19 protein-coding genes are annotated in these 18,288 nt (G+C 54.0%); 7 read left to right on the forward strand and 12 right to left on the reverse strand.

Annotated elements, in window-relative coordinates; all coding sequences use genetic code 11:
• Positions 1-447 precede the first annotated feature (447 nt).
• The 8 genes from RAL91_RS19570 to RAL91_RS19605 form a co-directional block, all read right to left on the reverse strand.
• Entirely contained in the window at positions 448-609 is a 162-nt protein-coding gene (locus RAL91_RS19570) for a hypothetical protein (protein WP_306257933.1), read from the reverse strand.
• Between the two features lie 115 nt (positions 610-724).
• Positions 725-886 (reverse strand): hypothetical protein, encoded by a 162-nt coding sequence (locus RAL91_RS19575; RefSeq protein WP_306257934.1) that lies wholly within the window; start codon positions 884-886, stop codon positions 725-727.
• 296 nt (positions 887-1,182) lie between these two features.
• A complete protein-coding gene (locus RAL91_RS19580) occupies positions 1,183-1,644 on the reverse strand; it encodes a GNAT family N-acetyltransferase (protein WP_306257935.1) in 462 nt (153 codons plus the stop codon).
• A gap of 54 nt (positions 1,645-1,698) precedes the next feature.
• Complete coding sequence (locus RAL91_RS19585) at positions 1,699-2,010, reverse strand: GNAT family N-acetyltransferase (RefSeq protein WP_306257936.1); 312 nt, start codon at positions 2,008-2,010, stop codon at positions 1,699-1,701.
• Positions 1,997-3,250 carry a CCA tRNA nucleotidyltransferase gene (locus RAL91_RS19590; protein ID WP_306257937.1) on the reverse strand — a complete coding sequence of 418 codons (1,254 nt, stop codon included), beginning with the start codon at positions 3,248-3,250 and terminating at the stop codon, positions 1,997-1,999. The genes RAL91_RS19585 and RAL91_RS19590 overlap by 14 nt, the downstream gene beginning before the upstream one ends.
• A gap of 3 nt (positions 3,251-3,253) precedes the next feature.
• Positions 3,254-3,541: a DUF6111 family protein gene (locus tag RAL91_RS19595; protein ID WP_306257938.1), complete on the reverse strand. Its 288-nt coding sequence runs from the start codon at positions 3,539-3,541 to the stop codon at positions 3,254-3,256.
• Positions 3,538-4,188: a CoA pyrophosphatase gene (locus RAL91_RS19600; RefSeq protein WP_306257939.1), complete on the reverse strand. Its 651-nt coding sequence runs from the start codon at positions 4,186-4,188 to the stop codon at positions 3,538-3,540. The genes RAL91_RS19595 and RAL91_RS19600 overlap by 4 nt, the downstream gene beginning before the upstream one ends.
• Complete coding sequence (locus RAL91_RS19605) at positions 4,185-4,793, reverse strand: DUF1285 domain-containing protein (protein ID WP_306257940.1); 609 nt, start codon at positions 4,791-4,793, stop codon at positions 4,185-4,187. The genes RAL91_RS19600 and RAL91_RS19605 overlap by 4 nt, the downstream gene beginning before the upstream one ends.
• Before the next feature lie 210 nt (positions 4,794-5,003).
• Here RAL91_RS19605 and RAL91_RS19610 point away from each other — a divergent pair, with 210 nt between their 5' ends.
• The 4 genes from RAL91_RS19610 to RAL91_RS19625 all read left to right on the forward strand — a co-directional run bounded on the left by RAL91_RS19610 (position 5,004) and on the right by RAL91_RS19625 (position 12,057).
• Positions 5,004-6,029, forward strand: coding sequence for a MoxR family ATPase (locus RAL91_RS19610; protein ID WP_306257941.1), 1,026 nt, complete (start codon positions 5,004-5,006; stop codon positions 6,027-6,029).
• 128 nt (positions 6,030-6,157) lie between these two features.
• Positions 6,158-7,051, forward strand: a complete 894-nt coding sequence (locus tag RAL91_RS19615) for a DUF58 domain-containing protein (RefSeq protein WP_306257942.1) — start codon at positions 6,158-6,160, stop codon at positions 7,049-7,051.
• A complete protein-coding gene (locus RAL91_RS19620) occupies positions 7,052-9,937 on the forward strand; it encodes a DUF4159 domain-containing protein (protein ID WP_306257943.1) in 2,886 nt (961 codons plus the stop codon).
• 2 nt (positions 9,938-9,939) lie between these two features.
• The gene (locus RAL91_RS19625; protein ID WP_306257944.1) at positions 9,940-12,057 is read left to right on the forward strand and encodes a hypothetical protein; all 2,118 of its coding nucleotides are present in this window, start codon (positions 9,940-9,942) and stop codon (positions 12,055-12,057) included.
• A gap of 6 nt (positions 12,058-12,063) precedes the next feature.
• Here RAL91_RS19625 and RAL91_RS19630 read toward each other — a convergent pair whose 3' ends face one another.
• Positions 12,064-12,579, reverse strand: a complete 516-nt coding sequence (locus tag RAL91_RS19630; protein ID WP_306257945.1) for a GNAT family N-acetyltransferase — start codon at positions 12,577-12,579, stop codon at positions 12,064-12,066.
• Positions 12,580-12,861: 282 nt separating this feature from the next.
• Between RAL91_RS19630 and RAL91_RS19635 the strand changes: the two genes are divergently transcribed.
• Both RAL91_RS19635 and RAL91_RS19640 read left to right on the forward strand, forming a co-directional pair.
• Positions 12,862-13,758, forward strand: coding sequence for an EamA family transporter (locus RAL91_RS19635; protein WP_306257946.1), 897 nt, complete (start codon positions 12,862-12,864; stop codon positions 13,756-13,758).
• 99 nt (positions 13,759-13,857) lie between these two features.
• Positions 13,858-14,502, forward strand: a complete 645-nt coding sequence (locus RAL91_RS19640; protein ID WP_306257947.1) for an outer membrane protein — start codon at positions 13,858-13,860, stop codon at positions 14,500-14,502.
• 312 nt (positions 14,503-14,814) lie between these two features.
• Here RAL91_RS19640 and RAL91_RS19645 read toward each other — a convergent pair whose 3' ends face one another.
• The gene (locus RAL91_RS19645) at positions 14,815-15,288 is read right to left on the reverse strand and encodes an NUDIX domain-containing protein (protein WP_306257948.1); all 474 of its coding nucleotides are present in this window, start codon (positions 15,286-15,288) and stop codon (positions 14,815-14,817) included.
• A gap of 163 nt (positions 15,289-15,451) precedes the next feature.
• On the opposite strand from RAL91_RS19645, the gene RAL91_RS19650 reads away from it, so the two are divergent.
• Positions 15,452-16,336 carry a metallophosphoesterase gene (locus RAL91_RS19650; protein WP_306257949.1) on the forward strand — a complete coding sequence of 295 codons (885 nt, stop codon included), beginning with the start codon at positions 15,452-15,454 and terminating at the stop codon, positions 16,334-16,336.
• Here RAL91_RS19650 and RAL91_RS19655 read toward each other — a convergent pair.
• Positions 16,333-17,112: a hypothetical protein gene (locus tag RAL91_RS19655; protein WP_306257950.1), complete on the reverse strand. Its 780-nt coding sequence runs from the start codon at positions 17,110-17,112 to the stop codon at positions 16,333-16,335. The two genes, RAL91_RS19650 and RAL91_RS19655, sit on opposite strands and share 4 nt — an antisense overlap.
• Before the next feature lie 122 nt (positions 17,113-17,234).
• Positions 17,235-18,281 carry a Gfo/Idh/MocA family protein gene (locus tag RAL91_RS19660; RefSeq protein ID WP_306257951.1) on the reverse strand — a complete coding sequence of 349 codons (1,047 nt, stop codon included), beginning with the start codon at positions 18,279-18,281 and terminating at the stop codon, positions 17,235-17,237.
• Positions 18,282-18,288: the final 7 nt, after the last annotated feature.

Consider the following 18,288-nt stretch of genomic DNA (forward strand, 5'->3'; position numbering starts at 1 on the left):
CAAGAGAACATGAAATGATACCTATCGAACTTTGTTAAGAATTGTCTAACGAAGGAGGCAATCTCTGAAACGCCTGCCAAGGCACGCTGGGCGCACTGATAGGTCGAGGCTTCCAACGTTCCAAGAGTTCTCGGAACCACCGTTGCAGCTTTTATCCACTACAGGCCCCCGGTGGATGCTTACGATTGCTCGAATGCGCGGACAAAAATGGATAAGTGTAAATACAAAAGAAGAAAGCCCGCCGATGGGTATCGGGAGGCTTTGAAGGTGGAGCTTTTGTGGCCCGCATCACCCAACCATTGGCCATTTTATTTTTGTTATTGGCGGCTGTAAGGTCGGTGGTGTTTGTGAGCCGTTAAGCTCAGATCCCGTCACCCTGCTTAGGGGGCGCGTTAGGCGACGAGATCCTTGCCGCAACAAAGCGTATCTGTTGCGCTCTTCCAGCTATTATTTGCCGGAAAGATCTTTGGCCAGACCAGTGTAACCTGGGGTCATGGCATCAGGTGAGCTGTCATTGGCTGGGTTGTATACATTTGCAGTAGCTGCAGATGCGCCCAGTGCAATGGAGCCGAGGATCAGGATTGGTGCTGCGATTTTACGAAATGTCATTTTATTATTCCTTGTTCTTGCTTGACGTTTATTAAGTGTTCCGGTTGCCGGTCATCTCATCTGTCAGGTTGGGGTGCAGAGAGACAATCGGCATCCGGTAGAGGGCGTGTCTGGCTTATTTGCCGGACAGGTCTTTGGCCAGACCAGTGTAACCTGGGGTCATGGCATCAGGTGAGCTGTCATTGGCTGGGTTGTATACATTTGCAGAAGCTGCAGATGCGCCCAGTGCAATGGAGCCGAGGATCAGGATTGGTGCTGCGATTTTACGAAAAGTCATGTTGTTATTCCTTATTGTTGATTTTCGGTTGTCGTCTTGTTTTGTTTGTTGCGAGTGGTGTTGGCCTCTCGATGAGTTGGATTTAAGGAAGAAGTTCTGAGATTTAAACAGCGACAATTCGTTCGCGAAACATGAACATTCACAGACGCGTGAGACCGGCAGGGCCAAACCGCAGAACTCTGCGGATCGCCAAAATCGACCTCACAGAAATACAGAAACACCTCACAACCCTGTGTATCGATGTGACAAAGCTGTGTTTGAAAAATTGGGGGAATTCGCCGTGCATGGCGGAAAAATCAGTCGGGCAACACAACATCATATTGAAATTTTGGTAGCAAGCGTCCCGGAATTGACCCCGATGGCGAAGACCCAATCTGAATTGCACCCATATGCAGATAAAACGGCACCGCATTCGGATCACCATCGAGTGTAAATCTGCTGATCCCCAGGTCGCTTGCCCTCGCAACGACCCATCGGAACAAATGTTTCCCAACACCTTTCCCAATTGCGCCCGGCTCTACGAACAATTTTTCCAGAACACCCACCGGAGGCGAAACTTCCAATTGTGCCATCCCCAAGATGACGCCGTCCACTTCCGCAACAATCAATTCTGATGTTCGTAGAATTGCGTCTGTCAGCGTGAGTTCATCTTTGCAGGCTTCCATAAAAGCTGAATCATAGCCCCAATAGGCTTTTGAGCTGAGGCACAAGTCTGTCAGGCTTTGGCATTCTGAAGAAATCGGCGGGCGTAAAATCACAATACCTAAACCCCACACTGATTCAGGCCCGAGAGGCCCGTGATACGATCAGCGTCAACCCTGCAAAACATCTGCGTAATCCGGATGTCGTTTAAACTGGACCATTGCGAACGGGCAAAGCGGTATGATTTTTACACCGCGCTCCCGTGCCAATTCAACACCACGCTTTACCAGTGCGGCTGCAGCTCCGGTCCCTTCCATGAAGTCATCTACGCCCGTATGGTCAATAATCCAGGTGGTGGTGCCTGCCTTGGAGAAGGTCATCTCTCCCGATTTTATTGGCACGTCATGACCCTCCTTTGGCGCATAGAGAGAAAACAGGCCTTTTGTCTCACCTTCACTAAACAGGATTTCAAATTCGGCCATTATCAGTCTCCTTGTCACAGCTCAGCCCCACATGGCTCAAAAGTTCATCACGGGTCAGCGCAAATTGCGCTTCAATCCAGATTTGCTCCAATCGGGCAAGACTTTGGCCCAGATCCGGCCCCCGCTGTATTCCCAATTGCATCAGATCAGCAGCCTTTACAGGAAAGATTGGTGGCTGCCAGTTTTCCAGTGGCTTGGCCCAGACGCCATATTGGTGCTTTGAATTCTGCTCAAAACAGCTCAACAGATAGAGCGCGTCATCAATTACCGCGGCACCAAAGCGGTAAACTGCATGTCGCACCTGAAAAGTATCCGCCAAATCACATTGATCCAGAAAGGCGATGACCTCGTTCAGCAAATCAATACGGGCACAGTCTGCCTTGGAGAATTTCAGCTTACGAACGGCCAGTTGTAAAGCCTCTGGTCGGTGCCGCCATAGAATGAAGGCTCGCATCGACCAGTCGGACCGGTCACATTTCGCCAATGCCTGATAATCCGCACCATCTACACCAAGCTCAATGGCATCAAAAATCGCGGCCCCTGCTTTCACAGCCAGACTTAACTGATCGGCCCGCGGGGCGCTAAAGGTTTTCTTCAACTCGGTTTGAATGCGTTCGGCCGACAAATGGCTTAATAAGGAAACACCTTCATTGGCCGCGGCAAGACCCGGGCCATCCAGGGCTCCATCTCCAAAATGAGCGGAAAACCGAAAAAATCGAAAAATCCGTAACGCATCTTCGGCAATGCGATGTTGCGCATTGCCGATAAACCGCACATGGCCCTCGCGGCAATCCTCAAGACCGGATACCAGATCATGAAGCACGCCGTCCCGATCGACACAAAGCGCATTCATGGTGAAATCCCTGCGCTCCATATCGCGCTGCCAATCCGTACCAAAACGCACGACCGCGTGCCGGCCATCGGTTTCAATATCCTCGCGCAAGGTCGTCACTTCATAGTGCACGCCCTTCCCGATAATTGTCACCGTGCCATGGGCGATGCCCGTTGGCGCTGTCCTGAAGCCTGCTTTTTCTGCACGCGCAATCACCTCATCAGGGTGGTGCACACTGGCAAGGTCAATGTCGTTGACCTTTATGTGCCTCAGCGCATTACGCACAGCGCCGCCGACAACGCGCACATACTGCGCAGTGCCACCAAGCACCTGCATCAGATGCTGAAGCTGTTCATCCTGCAAAAACGAGTTTTGAAAAACGCTTCGGTGCGCCTTGTATCGTGCCACAGCCTACTCCGGACTTGGAGCGTCCGGTTCGACAATCGTACCCGGCAGCAAGCGACCATCCTCAAAGCGAGCTGGCTGGTAGACACCATCAGAGGCAAACCCGGTGAAGTTGGTCAACACCACTATCACGACAACCGTCAACCCGGCTCCCAGGACCGAAAGCCAGCCCAACGCTTTGACAGTCAGGCTTTCGCGGATAGCGCTCCGGCCCATGCTAAAATAGATATAGCTCACATACAGCACAAAAGGGACGGCGAATAGAAGAGCGTAAGTCAGATAGAATCGCGTCATGTTGGATACAGACTCTCGTAAAGCGTTTTAAGGATTCCTGCGGTTACTCCCCAGATATAGTGCGTCTTGTAAGGAATTGCATAGGCTTGTCGTTTGACCCCGTTCCGATCAAGCTCCAGCCTTTGATAATTGCTACCAGTCATCAGAAAATTTAGCGGCACTTCAAAGATGGCACTCACCTCATCTGGATTTGCAGACAGGCTTAAAGGTGGCTGTATCACACCAACCACAGGTGTGATTTCATAACCACTGCCCGTGGCGTAACGATGCATGCTGCCAAGCAATTGCACCTGATCGGACATCAACCCAATTTCCTCGCGCGCTTCGCGCAAAGCGGTCAGAGGAGAAAACGCATCACTCGCATCGACCCTTCCTCCGGGGAAAGCAATCTGCCCGGCATGGGCCGACAGGGTTGCAGTACGCTGCGTGAAAAGGACCGTTGCGCCAGCCTCATGCTGAACGACTGGAATGAGAACAGCAGCGGGTTTTAAAATCTCTGGCGGCGGGGGACGCTGTAAATCCAGCATGTGATCGCCGGTCTCGACATGCGGCATCCCCGGTCCGAAGGCAGCAGAAAACCGTTCCCGGAAACGGCTCAGCACAGGATCGGGCTGGCTGGCGTCCTGTGGTGCAATTGCATCCATCATTCCGTGTCGCTATCCATGGCCTGACCCAGATCGGCCGCCCGCATCATCGGGAAAAATCGACCGCAGCTGGTAACACCGAACCAGTCCTCACCGTCGATCAGGGCTTCACCACCATAATCAGCCAGTTGATACAGCAAAGGACGTCCAAGCCGTGCTTCCAGCCGCCCCCGGATCAGGCAGTAAGGCGTCAGGCCACCTGTCTGCGCATCAATGTGAAAACGCAAAGGATGGTCTTGCGATATCACAACCACATCATCGACATTCGTGCGCAACGTCAGAGCGTCTGTCCCGTCATCCAGCGCCACCTTGTCCAGTTCAACACCTACAAACGGCACATCATCGACCTGAAGGCCAACTTTTTCCACAGGTGTGACCAGCAAATACTGTCCATCTTCTTCGTGGCGCAGCACCGAGGCGAACAGTTTTACGAGCGGCATGCGCCCTATGGGTGTCCCCATATAAAACCAGGTGCCATCTCTCGCGATTCGCATATCAAGATCGCCGCAAAACGGTGGATTCCAGAGATGAACTGGCGGTTTGCCAGTCCTGGCATGATGGTTTGCAGCGCTAAGAATGCTGTCATAGCGCGCTTGCCGCTCACTCATATCCGGCCCGCCTTCTTCCGATCCTGCCACTTTTTCCCCGCTTATAGCATTCCAACGCCCGTTCCCGGCCCTATGTGTATCTAGGCAGACTTGAGGAAAACTGCAAAAGCAGACGACATATTTCCTGCCAATTTGTAATATTTAAGGCCTCGACGCCTGTGCTGGTTTCGCCCAAGATGCCAGCAATCAATCCGTGCAAAAGGGGATGCCATGAGTGACACAACCACTGTGAGCGATGCAGCACCAAATCAGCTCAATGAAGCTGATATTGTGGCACAGGCCGACAAGGCAGCCGAAACTCTTCTGAATGTCAAATCCGCCATAGGCAAGGTGATCTATGGCCAAACCGATGTGGTCGAGCAGGCGCTGACAACTGTTTTGGCCGGTGGCCACGGTCTGCTGGTTGGTGTTCCAGGCCTTGCCAAAACAAAGCTTGTCGACACAATGGGCGTCGTTTTGGGTCTTGATGCAAGGCGCATCCAGTTCACCCCGGATTTGATGCCCTCCGACATTCTTGGCTCCGAAGTTCTGGAACAGGGAGATGATGGCAGTCGCAACTTCCGTTTCATCAAAGGGCCCATCTTCGGTCAGTTGCTGATGGCTGATGAAATCAACCGCGCCAGCCCCCGAACCCAATCCGCCCTCTTGCAAGCCATGCAGGAATACCATGTCACTATTGCTGGTGAGAGATTTGATCTGCCCGCACCATTCCATGTTCTGGCAACCCAGAACCCGTTGGAACAGGAAGGCACATATCCATTGCCGGAAGCACAGCTTGACCGGTTCCTGATGCAGATTGACGTACTCTATCCCGAATTGGATGCAGAACGTCAGATCCTGTTGGAGACAACGGGATCACGGGATGCAATACCAAAAGCAGTGCTCACACCGGAAAGCCTCATTGAGATGCAGACCCTGGTGCGCAACATCCCGGTCGGTGAGAAAATCGTTGATGCCATTCTGGCACTTGTGCGCGCAGCGCGCCCGGAAGGCAATGATGAAGATGGTCTCACCCGTCATGTTGCCTGGGGCCCCGGTCCCCGCGCCGGCCAGGCATTGATGCTGACGTGCCGCGCCCGCGCCCTGTTGGATGGCCGACTTGCGCCCTCCATGGACGATGTGGCAGCGCTTGCCGGCCCGGTTTTGCAGCACCGCATGGCAGTGACCTTTGCAGCGCGCGCAGACGGGATTACCGTTCGCAAACTGATCTCTGACCTTGTTGGGACCCATCTTTGAGAACCCTGCTGGATCATAGAGAACGCCTGGAGCATTGGACCAATTCGGCATTGCGGGGTGCTCGCTGACTTATGGCATGGCCGACCACTTCCTCAGACAATACGAAGACTGCGCCGGTTGATTCTGACTTGCAGATTCATCAAGCACGCGAAGTGGCGGATGTGTTACCGGACATTCTGGTGGCCGCTGAACGGATTGCAAACACTGTGACGCTTGGCATGCATGGACGCCGCAAATCAGGTCCCGGCGAGGATTTCTGGCAGTACCGTCCTTACACCTATGGTGAGCCTGCAAACCGTATCGACTGGCGTCGTTCTGCCAGTCAGGAAGAATTGCAGATACGCGAGCGCGAATGGGAAGCGGCACATACCGTATGGCTTTGGCCCGATATGACCGGCTCCATGGGCTACCGTTCACATCTATCCGACACCGCAAAGCGTGATCGCGCATTGGTGTTGACCCTGTCCTTAGCCATGGTTCTGACACGCAGCGGAGAACGTGTTGGCCTGCTTGGCGCTATGCCGGCACGCGCCGATCGCAAGGCTGCAGAAGCCATTGCCGATATGCTCGGTGCTATGAAAGACCCCACCGCATTGCCGGTTGGGGCGGCACCAAAACGTTTTACCGATGTCGTGGTATTCAGTGATTTTCTGGATACAGTTGATGATGTGAACGCGGGCATTGCCCGATTGTCGGCACTTGGCGCGCGCGGTCACCTGATACAAATCAATGATCCTATTGAAGAAAGCTTTCCATTCACCGGCCGTGTGCAGTTCAGCGAAGCGGAAAGCGGCCTGAAACTTACCGCTGGACGCGCTGAGGTCTATCGGGCAGCCTATCAGGCAAGGCTTGCCGAGCGCCGCGATCGTCTTCAGGCCTTCTGTCGCAAAATGGGTTGGACCTTTGCCATCCACCATACTGACCGCTCAATCAGCGAAGCTTTGATGGCGCTCTACACACGTCTGACCGATGATGGCACCTCAGATGCCCTTCCCTCCGAACAGATAAGCGGAGCGCTATAGATGCCAATTGCGTTCGCAACCCCCTTCCTCCTGACGGCCCTTGTGCTTCTGCCTGTCATCTGGTGGCTTCTGCGCCTGACACCTCCCAAGCCACGCGATGTGCAGTTCCCGCCTACGCGTCTGCTGTTGGAGATCATTAAACCTGATGAGACACCGGCGCATAGCCCATGGTGGCTCACGGCAATCAGACTGGCGCTTGCGGCGGCAGTGATCCTGGCTTTAGCCGGGCCTTTGTGGCAACCGGATGAAAATCGCGCACCGCTGGCAGGCAATGCCCTGCTCATTGTCGACAACGGATTCGCCTCCGCGCCCGACTGGACCGCACGTATGGAAGCGGCTGATCGAATTATAGATGACGCAGCGGAGAATGATTATCTGATCGCCTTGTTGCCAGCTATTGTGGCGGTCGGCACATTTTCCGCCAATGCTGGCGTGCAACTCCCACAATTGCTGTCGCCTGCCGAGGCGCGAAGCCTCATACAAACTCTCGAGCCCCAGGCTTTACCGCTCAACCGCGCGATCCTGACAGATAATCTGCGCGCGTTTCTATCCAGCCCCGAAGGTGGACAGATCGAACAGATCGTATGGTTTTCAGATAAATTAGCCACCAAAGGCGAAAATGATCCGGAAGGCACAGCGGATCAGGCACTCATCAGCGCCTTGAACGACAGCGACTTACCGGTGATCCTGTTGCGGGACAACCAAACCCTGCTGGCGCTCAATCCTCCGGTAAATGGCGTGGCTGAAATGACGGTTTCGGCAAGCCGGCTGGATCCAACCGGGCAAGATTCAAGACTGGTCGAAGCCTATGATTTGCAAAACCGGCTCATCGCCACCTCCGAACTGACGTTTGACGAAGAAAGTTCATCCGCAGAAACGTCACTCGATCTGCCCATCGAATTGCGTAACGACATTGCGCGCATTGAAATTTCGGGTGCTGGCACTGCGGCAGGTGTCCAATTGCTGGATGACAGGTTCCGTCGCAAGGTCGTCGGCATACTGTCAGGCGAAGGCGCTGAAGCCTCACAACCATTGTTGTCACCGGCCTATTATGTGCGCCGGGCACTTGTTCCCTATGCCGATCTTCGGGTCGAAGCAGACGCCAACATTGCCACTTCCATCGAAGCCTTCATCAATGAGGGCGTGTCCGTCATTGTCATGACCGATGTTGGCACACTCCTGGGCGATGCCGGCAACCAGTTGCAAAACTTCATAAATGCTGGCGGGCTTGTCATTCGCTTTGCCGGTCCACGCCTTGCGTCAACTGAAGATACGCTCGTACCCGTTACATTACGCTCGGGTGGACGCATTCTGGGGGGCAGTCTGTCATGGGAAACACCCCAGCAACTGGCCGGCTTTTCAGATCAAGGTCCCTTTGCCGATATTGAGTTGAACGAACAGATTCAAGCTGAAACCACTGTGCGACAACAAGTTCTTGCAGAGCCGGATGCTGGCCTGTCTGACCGCACCTGGGCTTATCTTGAAGACGGTACGCCACTGGTGACGGCCCGCCAGATCGGCAATGGCTGGCTGGTTCTATTCCATGTGACAGCTGACGCGAGTTGGTCGGACCTGCCATTATCAGGCCTGTTTGTGGATATGCTTCGCGTTACACTGCCATTGGCACGCGTACAGGAAGCCAGCGGAACCGCGCAATTGTCCAACACCACGCAAAACAGCCAATTGGTGCCATTCCAGTCTCTCACAGCAACGGGTTTGCTCGCACCATCGGAAAATGCAATCAAAGCCATTCCTGCCACCGGCGCTGTTGTCGCAACGCCTGATAACCCACCCGGCTTTTATGGAGTGCCGGAACGCTATCGCGCAGTCAATGTGTTCGAAACTGACATCACGCTGACAGATCTCAACACAAACGATCTGACCACCGAGACGATTTCCAATTTTGCCCCGGCCACAACGATGGATCTGAAACCGGTTTTCTTCACCTTGGCGCTGTTGTTGCTATTGGCAGACGCCTTGGCGGTCCTGATTATGCAGGGCGTGTTTGCGCGCCTGTTCCGGGCCAGAACGCTTGCCCGCGGAACGGCAAGAACCGTCATACTTGCTTTGGCATTCAGCGGCTTTCTAGCTGTGGACCACGCGTCAGCGCAGGAAAGTAGCGCGAATGAAGATGTCACAGCGCTTCAACGGGCGCTGGAAGACGCGAATGAAACCCGCCTTGCCTATATCATCACCGGCAACCGGGAAATTGACGATATTTCGCGGCAAGGCCTATCCGGCCTGAGCCAGTTTCTGGCAAGCCGCACATCACTGGAACCGGCCTATCCGCGAGGACTGAACCCGGAAACCGATGAACTGGCTTTCTATCCGCTGATCTACTGGCCGATAGATCCGCAATCTGAACTGCCAAGCCTGGCTACCATGGCCCGGATTGATGCGTTCATGAAACAGGGTGGCTCTGTGTTGTTCGACACCCGCGATCAATTGTCAGGTTCTGGAACATCCGGGTTCGGCGCAAGTCCTGCAAGCAGCAAACTGCGCAATATGCTGGCCAGTCTGGACGTACCACCCCTGGAACCCGTGCCACCTGGCCATGTTCTCACCAAATCTTTCTTTTTGTTGTCAGTCTTTCCAGGGCGTTATCTGGAAAGTCCGCTGTGGGTTGAAGCACGCAATCAGGATGGCACCAACGAAAGTCGGGTCGCCGATGGTGTTTCGTCGATCATGATTACAGCCAATGATTTTGCAGCCGCATGGGCCGTATCAGTTGATGGTCGACCATTGTTGCCAACAGTGCCAAACAATCCGCGCCAGCGCGAACTCGCCTTCCGGACAGGTGCCAATATCGCCATGTACACTTTGACCGGCAACTACAAGGCAGATCAGGTTCACCTGCCCGCTCTGCTCGAACGGTTGGGGCAATAAAGATGACCTGGTCCCTCGCATTTGAACCTTTGATCCCGCTCTGGGCGCTTCTAGCAGCTGGCATTGCGGCCCTCGTTTTAGCGCTGCCGGGTCTGGCCTATCGATTGCGCGGAGCCCCGTTGCGCAGCCTTGCTCTGGTCGCGCTTGTTCTGGCGCTCGCCAATCCGGTCGTCGAACGTGAAGAGCGTGAGCGGCTGACGAATGTGGCCAGCATTGTTGTAGATCGAAGCGAAAGCCAAAGCCTGGACGGACGGGGGGAACAAACCGAAGCAACTCTGAAGGCTCTGAAAGAACGCCTTAGTGCTCTGGATAACGTTGAATTGCGGGTCATTGATGCAGGTGAGCGGCGCGTGGCAGACAGCGATGGCACAGCCCTGTTCTCAACCCTAACACAGGCGCTGGGCGATGTGCCGCCGGAACGTCTGGCTGGCACATTCTTCATCACAGATGGTCAGGTTCACGACATTCCGGCAGATGCAGATACAATCGGACTGTCCGGTCCAATCCACGGCCTAATCACCGGTCACGAAAACGAACGTGACATAAGGGTGGTTCTGGAAAGCGCCCCCCGCTTTGGCATTGTTGATGAAACCCAGACTGTGCGCCTGCGCATTGAAGATACAAGAGCACCAGCGGGAGCCGGGCTCCGTCCGGAAATGCCGTTGACCGTCAGCCGCGATGGAGAAATCATAGACACCTATTCCATACCGGTCGGTGTCAGCGTGCCGGTGACCATCGAGATTGCTCATGGCGGCCTGAACCTCTTCCAGTTCCAACTGGCGCCCATTCCCGGCGAACTGACCGAAATTAACAACACGGCTCTGTTACAGGTGGAGGGCATTCGCGAAAATTTGCGCGTCTTGCTGATTTCCGGCAAGCCCCATGCCGGCGAGCGCACCTGGCGTAATTTGTTGAAATCAGATGCCTCGGTTGATCTTGTGCATTTCACAATTCTGCGCCCACCGGAAAAACAGGACGGCACGCCCATCAACGAGCTATCCCTGATTGCCTTCCCGACGCGGGAATTGTTCTCCGAGCGCATTGATGAATTCGATCTCATCATTTTCGATCGTTACGAGCGGCTTGGCGTTCTGTCACATGTCTATTTCTATAATATCGCCGAATATGTAGCGCGTGGTGGCGCTGTGATGTTCGCAGCCGGTCCCGGTTATTCAAGCAGCGATTCCCTGTTCGACAGCCCGCTCTCATCCATCCTGCCAGCAGAGCCCACTGGCACAGTTCTGGAACAGCCATTCCATGCGCGCGTCAGCGATGTTGGCAAACGCCATCCGGTCACCCGTGCCCTGCCCGGTGCAGATCAGGAACCACCTGACTGGAGCCGCTGGTTCCGGTTGGTCGACGTAACCCCATCCCGGTTCGATGGCACGACAAATACCATCATGACAGGCACAGATGAGCGGCCCTTGCTGATGCTGTCTCGTTATGGCGAAGGCCGCCTGGCTCTCATGCTGTCCGATCATGCCTGGCTCTGGGCGCGCGGTTTTGAAGGCGGCGGCCCTCATGTGCAGCTTTTGCGCCGCCTTGGCCATTGGCTGATGAAAGAGCCCGATCTGGAAGAGGAGCGCCTGACCGCGACCGCTGAGGATGGCCGTCTGGTCATCCAGCGCCAGACATTGGAAGATCTGGTTGAAACCAGCCCCGATCTTACAATTCAGATCGAAACGCCGCGCGGCGAAACCCGAACCACCAATCTGACACTCCAGGAGCCCGGCATCTGGCAAAGCACAACGCCAGTCGAAGATCTTGGTCTTTACCGCGTCAGTGACGGCACGCGGGAAACACTGGTGCAGGTTGGACCGGACAACCCCCGTGAATACCGCGATGCGCTCAGCACAACACAGCCATTGACGCCGCTTTCCGCTTCAACGGGTGGTGCAATCGTCCGCGTCGCGGCCTCAGAGGGTGACGCAATCAGTGTGCCCCGTATTCTGCCCGTGCGCAGCGGAGGCGCATTATCAGGTGGTGGCTGGATGGGGCTTCAAATGAATGATGCTACCAGGCTGATTGGCATTGACCGGCTGCCTTTATTCGCGGGCCTGCTAGGCCTTGCACTGTTGCTCGGCCTGTTATCCGCAATGTGGTATCGCGAAGGCCGTTGAACCGGTTCAGAGCGGGTTAGCACCCTTAACGTCACCGGAAGCTGTAAATTCTGTCCCATCCGGCAAAACGCATACCAGCAACCGTGCAGGATCAACCGGCCCCGGCAATCTGATCTGACCATGTGGAATGGGGCGAAACCCGAACGGTCCATAATAAGGCTCATCACCCACCAGTATGATTGACTGATATCCTGCTGACCGAGCCCGCTCCACAGCCTGACGCATCAGCAATTTCCCCGCACCTTTGTTCTTGTATTCCGGTGTAACCGCCAAGGGCCCAAGCAACAGGCTTGGTGTGCCGCCAATGGTGATGTGGCTCAGAACAACGGAGCCAACAATCTTATTGCTTTGGGTACTATGCGCCACAAAGCACAACTCATCCGCTAGCGCAGCCGTTTCGCGAATGCGAAAAGCCGTACGGGCAAACCTGCCAGGACCAAATGTTTTCTCGTGAAGTGCATGTATCACAGTCTCATCGGCCGGGGTCTGCAGGGCAAGCGCGTAATCAGGAGTAGTGAGCATATTTTAAACCGCTGGAAAAAAGTTCAGATAACAGTCCTGCGGTTTGATGCCTCGTCTATACGACCGGGGCTTCGTCACAGGCAGGACGCACGATTGTGCATGCGCGCAAAACGCATGCGATCAGTCGTCGTCGGTTTCCAGCAGGGACGCAATAATATGTCATAACACTCGAATTCACCCAGAAGATGCGCGGCTATACCAGCGCCCACTCATCTACGCAAGAAAACAATCCATCAGCAAATCGTGTTTGACCCGACACCGCACCCGTGATCAATGGCGGCCATGGAACTCTGGATCATCATTTCAATCGGCGCTGCATTTTTGCAGAATCTGCGCTCTGCCCTGCAAAAGTCGCTCAAAGCAGAATTGAGCAATTGGGGCGCAACAGCCGCGCGCTTTGTCTTTGCAGCGCCCCTTGCTGCCGCGATTGTCATTGGTCTCAGCGCCCTAAGAGAAACAGCGCCACCCGTGCCAGGTACCACGTTCTTCCTCTATGGCGCGGTGGGTGCGATAGCCCAAATATCTGCCACAGCCTTGTTGCTTCACCTGTTTTCCTTCCGCAACTTTGTTGTCGGAACCATTTTCTCCAAAACTGAAACCATACAAAGCGCAATCCTTGGCTTCATTCTGCTCAGCGAAACCCTTTCAGGTCATGCTGTACTGGCAATTGCCGTCAGCATGATCGGCCTGATTCTGTTGTCCCTGCCGGAAAACGGCATCAGTCAGCGCAATTGGATTGATAAGACTGCCCTGCTCGGTCTTGCCTCTGGTGCCTGCTTCGCCATAGCGGGTGTGTCTTACCGAGCGGCATCGCTGTCATTACCAAGCGGTGACTTTCTGATTCGGGCCTCTTTAACGCTCTGTTTTGTCACCCTGTTTCAGGCCGTGCTCATGATCATCTTTCTGAAGTATCAGGAACCAGGGCAATTGCGCCGCCTTTTCATGGCCTGGCGCATCAGTGCGCTTGCCGGAATCGCGGGCGGTCTTGCCTCGTTAGGCTGGTTTGCTGCCATGACCCTGCAGCAGGCCGTATTGGTCAAAGCCGTCGGTCAGATCGAAATTATATTTTCCTTTGCAGCCAGCATTTTCTTTTTCCGCGAAAGCATTCGGGGTCGCGAAATTGCAGGTATCGCATTGATCTCTATTGGAATTCTGCTGCTGGTTCTTTTGGGTAGCTGAAACCATCCACAAAAACGTGATGTTTGGGGCAGTTGGTTGGGTTTGACTCAGTCAACGCTATTTGCTTACGTTCAATTTACTTATTTTTTGGAGCGCGTCATGCTTAAGCAGATTTTCCTTGGTTCGACATTCGCAGTGTTTGCAGTCGGCACCGGTTTTGCAGCCGATCTTCCGGCTTATCCCGCACCGGTCATGTATGATCCAGTGCCGGTTTATAATTGGACCGGCTTCTATGTGGGTGGTTTGATAGGTGGAGTGACCGCTGATTTTGAAAACGGCCCGCCAAATCCTGGCCCAACAGGCGATGCAGGCGGTTTCACGATCGGCGCGCAGGTCGGTTATAATTATCAGCTGAACTCGAGTTGGGTTGTCGGTGCTGAAGCGGACATTTCCTACCAGGATATTGAAGCCAGTTCATCAAATGGCAGTTTTGAAGAAGACTGGATGGGCACTATCCGCCTGCGAGGTGGTTACACATTCAGCCGGTACCTGGTTTATGCCACTGCCGGTGTGGCCTTCACCCATCGCGATGCAAGCGTAAGCGGATCTGGAAGCGGCGATGATACCATTGCCGGGTTCACGGGCGGTGTCGGTGTGGAAGGTAAATTCAACGACCGTTGGTCGGCGAAACTGGAATATCTTTATGTGGACGTTCCGGATGACAGCTTCTCTGCAGGAGCCTCATCCGTGGTTGGTGGATCTTCCAATCATGTTGGCCGTATTGGCCTCAACTATCATTTCTAAACAAGGGGCAACATCATGAAAGCACAGACATTCATTCTTATAGCGTCACTCAGCGTTCTGCTGGGAGCCTGTGGCTCAGGCGGTTTCGGCTGACATACAGCCCACTGCTAATATTGATTAGGGCCGATGTAACAGTAACGCCACTGAGGATTTCACGTCTTCAGCATTGCTGACGTGAATTTTAAATTGCCTGAGCAGCGGATAAGTCCGCTGCTCAGGCTTATTTGTCGTGACCGCCAGACATGCCCCGCGACAAAGTGAATCAATTTCTTACGGTCTGCGGCCAACATCCTCATAGATAATGAATATCCATCACCAGACCGGAGTTGCCACTTCATTGTTGCGCCATTCCTCTATCCGCCGCATCGTGCCGGGTGACATATCTTTCGGCAGATCGTCCATTGGGAAAAACCCGATTTCTGCAATCTCCCGGTTGGGCACGTTTGGTGTGTGTTTCTGTATCCAGTCCGGACAATGAAACAACACGACATGATCTCGCGCAGAAGCGTGTGCGTTTTGAAAGACGCTCAGAAGTCTTGGCGGACCTGATAACGCAATCCCTGCCTCTTCGGTCAACTCCCGCCCCACCGCATCAAAAGCATGCTCTCCGGGATCAATCGCACCACCGGGGAAATACCAGCCATTCACATAGGTGTGGCGCACCAAAAGCACGCGCTCACTGTCATCAACCACCAATGCCCGAACCCCCATTGTCATGCCCCGCGTAAACCGGGAGATTGTCAGGAAAGCCGTCTGCGTAAGCTTCTGACGTCTGGTGAGTTTCATGAAATTGATTCCTGTTGAAAAGCTCAGATAAAAGGCAATAGCAAACCAAAAGTGTAAGTACCAACGACAGTGAAAATGTACGATCCGAGCACTGGAGCGCGCGCCTCAAATCCCTCGCCTCAATTGACTGGATTTACAGACATTCGATTGCTAATACCATAGGATGTTTCAGCTAGCCCATTTTTCCGATCCTCATTTAGGCCCATTGCCCAAACCCTCACTTTGGCAGCTTTTGTCCAAGCGCCTGACCGGATACATCAACTGGAAGCGTAATCGGGCAAAATCCTTTTCCGACCTCTATCTGAACGCCCTCATTTCTGATCTTGCAGATCAGCAGGCCGATCACATTGCTCTCACCGGGGATCTGGTCAATCTGGCTCTGCCGGAGGAGACACGCCTGGCTGGCATTTGGCTACGACGTCTGGGCACAGCAGACCAGGTCAGTGTGGTGCCCGGCAATCACGATGCCTATACAGCCCACGGGTTGCAGAACGCCTTGCGAGAGTGGTGTCCCTACATGCTTGGCGATACGAACAGCCAGACACCAACTTTCCCCTATCTGCGCCATCGTGGCCCAATGGCAATCATCGGTTGTTCAAGCGCGATAGCCACACTGCCCTTTATGGCCACTGGCACCTTTTCCGCATCTCAGGAAGAAGCTACAGCAAGATTGCTGCAACAGACCAAAGACTGTTTTCGTGTGGTTCTGATCCATCATCCGCCCTTCCCTCATGCAACCCCGTTTCTTAAACGACTGATCGGCGCAAAGCGGTTCCGCAATATGATTGCAGAAAATGGCGCTGATCTTGTGTTGCATGGACACACACATATCCACAGCCATCAGCAGATTGCCGGACCCAAAGGGGTCGTTCCTGTTATCGGCGTTCCGTCAGCTTCTAATGGACCGGGACACAAAAAACCGGCTGGCTGCTACAATTTGTTCTCAGTCCAGGGTGAAACCGACAATTGGCAAGTCTCGTGGCAAACACGCGGCATTCTTGATGACAAGGGAACCATCGGCCCGGTCGGAGAGAGTAAGAATTTCTAAAGCGCTGCCGGGGTCTGGAACCAGGCAGCCAGAAACAACGCCACAGCTCCGACAAAAAGACCGAGTGCAAAAGCCAAAAACAGCTTTACCCAATCAGTTCTGGCCGGTGCTGGCTGAATAACAATCGGTGCAGGTACGGAAACAGGGTGTTGGCTGACCACTGCTTGATGGGCCGCAACTGGTATCTGAGTTTTAACGGGCACCACAGTCTGAGCCACCTCCGATATCTGCTCGGTGTCCGGTTGAGGCGGCTGCGGTTCTAGCTGCGGTTCAGCCTGCAGTTCGGGGCTTTCCACTGGGTCAACAATGTGACCATCTGAACGCTGTTGTACAATTCTCTCTGCCACATAATCGGTGACCGCATTGGCAGTATCCTCAAGACTGTCGCTTTCAAACAGAGTGATGCGGCCATCGCGCGTGTCCTTCATGAAATGGAAAGTCTGGCCACCGTCCGTCATCACCACAAAACTGGTCAAATCCACCCAGAAGCGGGGTGGTTTGCCCGGCAACAGAGCGAACGTAAAGGCATCCTGTCTGGCCTTTGCAACTTTGGGGATTTCTGTATAGACCGTGCGCAAACTTTGCGCCAAGGCATCCAACCGCATCTGACTGCGAATTTTATTTGCCAGCTTACCCGCAAGACTGGTCGCGGCGGGCGCAGCAGTCGGTTCCTGATCGGAGACGTCAGACAGCGTGTCCGCCAAACGTGTTTCGCGGATTAGCCGTGTCAGTTCGCGTATTTTGCCGCTGATAAGCCCGGCATCACTTTGCGCCATGGCAAGGGCTGCTTCTCTCTAAATTAGCTGTCTTTTACCAAGCCCAGCATTAAGTGTCTCAAGGTAGTTGGAAAATATGAATAAATTATCCAATTACCAGTGAATCAGACTGCGAATATTTTTCAAAAAGTCAGTGTTTTCATCTCGGCATTCGACTGAACGCACATATCCAGAACTTGCTGCAAACGCGCACCGCGCTCAAAATCCGGATCCTGCGCAAGACCCTGACCCAGAGAATCTACAAAACGGGAAAAGTTGCTCTTGACCTGCGGCGCCTCAATGCGCTCCCACGCCTGATTGTGGATATTCGATCCCCTGCAAATATCAAGATGATTCCAGCTTTGATCCAGATCGATGCGAATAGCCCCCTGATCTCCATGAATGGACAGCTTCAGGGTGTTGGCATGGCCAGTGGCAAAGCGGCTGGCATGTATCACGCCAACAGCACCATTTTTCAATTCTACATTCATCACCGTGCTGTCATTTGCTGTCAGTGGATAATCACCGATGCGATCTCCCGGTGCCTTGTTGAAGGTCTTCAGCATGCAGGAAATTGCTGCAGGATCACTATCAGCACCGTAGCTCGCCAAATCCAGAATATGAATGCCGACATCACCCAGCACACCAAGACTGCCATGCTCTTCTGACAAGCGCCAAAGCCACCGTGCTTCCGTGCGCCAATCACCCCAGTAATTGCCCACGAGCCAGCTTTGACGGTAACTCGCCTCAAAATGCCGCACGGCCCCGATCTGTCCAGACCGCACCAGATCGTGCGCATGCTGCACAGCACTGGCATTGCGAAATGTCAGATTGACCATTCCAACAAGCCCTGCCGCGCGGACCGCATCAGCCATTTCCCGGGCCAGCGGATAGGTTACAGCCAAAGGCTTTTCGCAAAACACATGCTTGCCGGCAGCAACCAATTGCATGGTCGTAGGATGATGCACAGGATCAGGTGTGACATTCGCGGCGGCATCAAATGCACCCCATTCAATGGCTGCACCCAGATCGGAAAACTGCGTCGCAATACCGAATTCTTTGCAAAAGCGCTGCAGATTTTCCGGATTGTTGTCGACGGCTGCCACAATTTCGCAGCCAGGAATGTCGGAAAAGGCTCTGGCATGAGTCCGAGCCATGTCGCCTGTGCCAAGAATGAGAAGTCGTTGCATATGGACC

The organism is Pararhizobium sp. IMCC21322, from assembly GCF_030758295.1.
In the GTDB taxonomy this organism is placed as follows: domain Bacteria; phylum Pseudomonadota; class Alphaproteobacteria; order Rhizobiales.

Bases quoted from the DNA above. Each gene is read 5' to 3' on its own strand.
- RAL91_RS19570 (WP_306257933.1), bottom strand. From the start codon at position 609: ATGACATTTCGTAAAATCGCAGCACCAATCCTGATCCTCGGCTCCATT.
- RAL91_RS19575 (WP_306257934.1), bottom strand. From the start codon at position 886: ATGACTTTTCGTAAAATCGCAGCACCAATCCTGATCCTCGGCTCCATT.
- RAL91_RS19585 (WP_306257936.1), bottom strand. From the start codon at position 2,010: ATGGCCGAATTTGAAATCCTGTTTAGTGAAGGTGAGACAAAAGGCCTG.
- RAL91_RS19595 (WP_306257938.1), bottom strand. From the start codon at position 3,541: ATGACGCGATTCTATCTGACTTACGCTCTTCTATTCGCCGTCCCTTTT.
- RAL91_RS19600 (WP_306257939.1), bottom strand. From the start codon at position 4,188: ATGATGGATGCAATTGCACCACAGGACGCCAGCCAGCCCGATCCTGTG.
- RAL91_RS19605 (WP_306257940.1), bottom strand. From the start codon at position 4,793: ATGAGTGAGCGGCAAGCGCGCTATGACAGCATTCTTAGCGCTGCAAAC.
- RAL91_RS19610 (WP_306257941.1), top strand. From the start codon at position 5,004: ATGAGTGACACAACCACTGTGAGCGATGCAGCACCAAATCAGCTCAAT.
- RAL91_RS19620 (WP_306257943.1), top strand. From the start codon at position 7,052: ATGCCAATTGCGTTCGCAACCCCCTTCCTCCTGACGGCCCTTGTGCTT.
- RAL91_RS19625 (WP_306257944.1), top strand. From the start codon at position 9,940: ATGACCTGGTCCCTCGCATTTGAACCTTTGATCCCGCTCTGGGCGCTT.
- RAL91_RS19630 (WP_306257945.1), bottom strand. From the start codon at position 12,579: ATGCTCACTACTCCTGATTACGCGCTTGCCCTGCAGACCCCGGCCGAT.
- RAL91_RS19635 (WP_306257946.1), top strand. From the start codon at position 12,862: ATGGAACTCTGGATCATCATTTCAATCGGCGCTGCATTTTTGCAGAAT.
- RAL91_RS19640 (WP_306257947.1), top strand. From the start codon at position 13,858: ATGCTTAAGCAGATTTTCCTTGGTTCGACATTCGCAGTGTTTGCAGTC.
- RAL91_RS19645 (WP_306257948.1), bottom strand. From the start codon at position 15,288: ATGAAACTCACCAGACGTCAGAAGCTTACGCAGACGGCTTTCCTGACA.
- RAL91_RS19650 (WP_306257949.1), top strand. From the start codon at position 15,452: ATGTTTCAGCTAGCCCATTTTTCCGATCCTCATTTAGGCCCATTGCCC.
- RAL91_RS19655 (WP_306257950.1), bottom strand. From the start codon at position 17,112: ATGGCGCAAAGTGATGCCGGGCTTATCAGCGGCAAAATACGCGAACTG.
- RAL91_RS19660 (WP_306257951.1), bottom strand. From the start codon at position 18,281: ATGCAACGACTTCTCATTCTTGGCACAGGCGACATGGCTCGGACTCAT.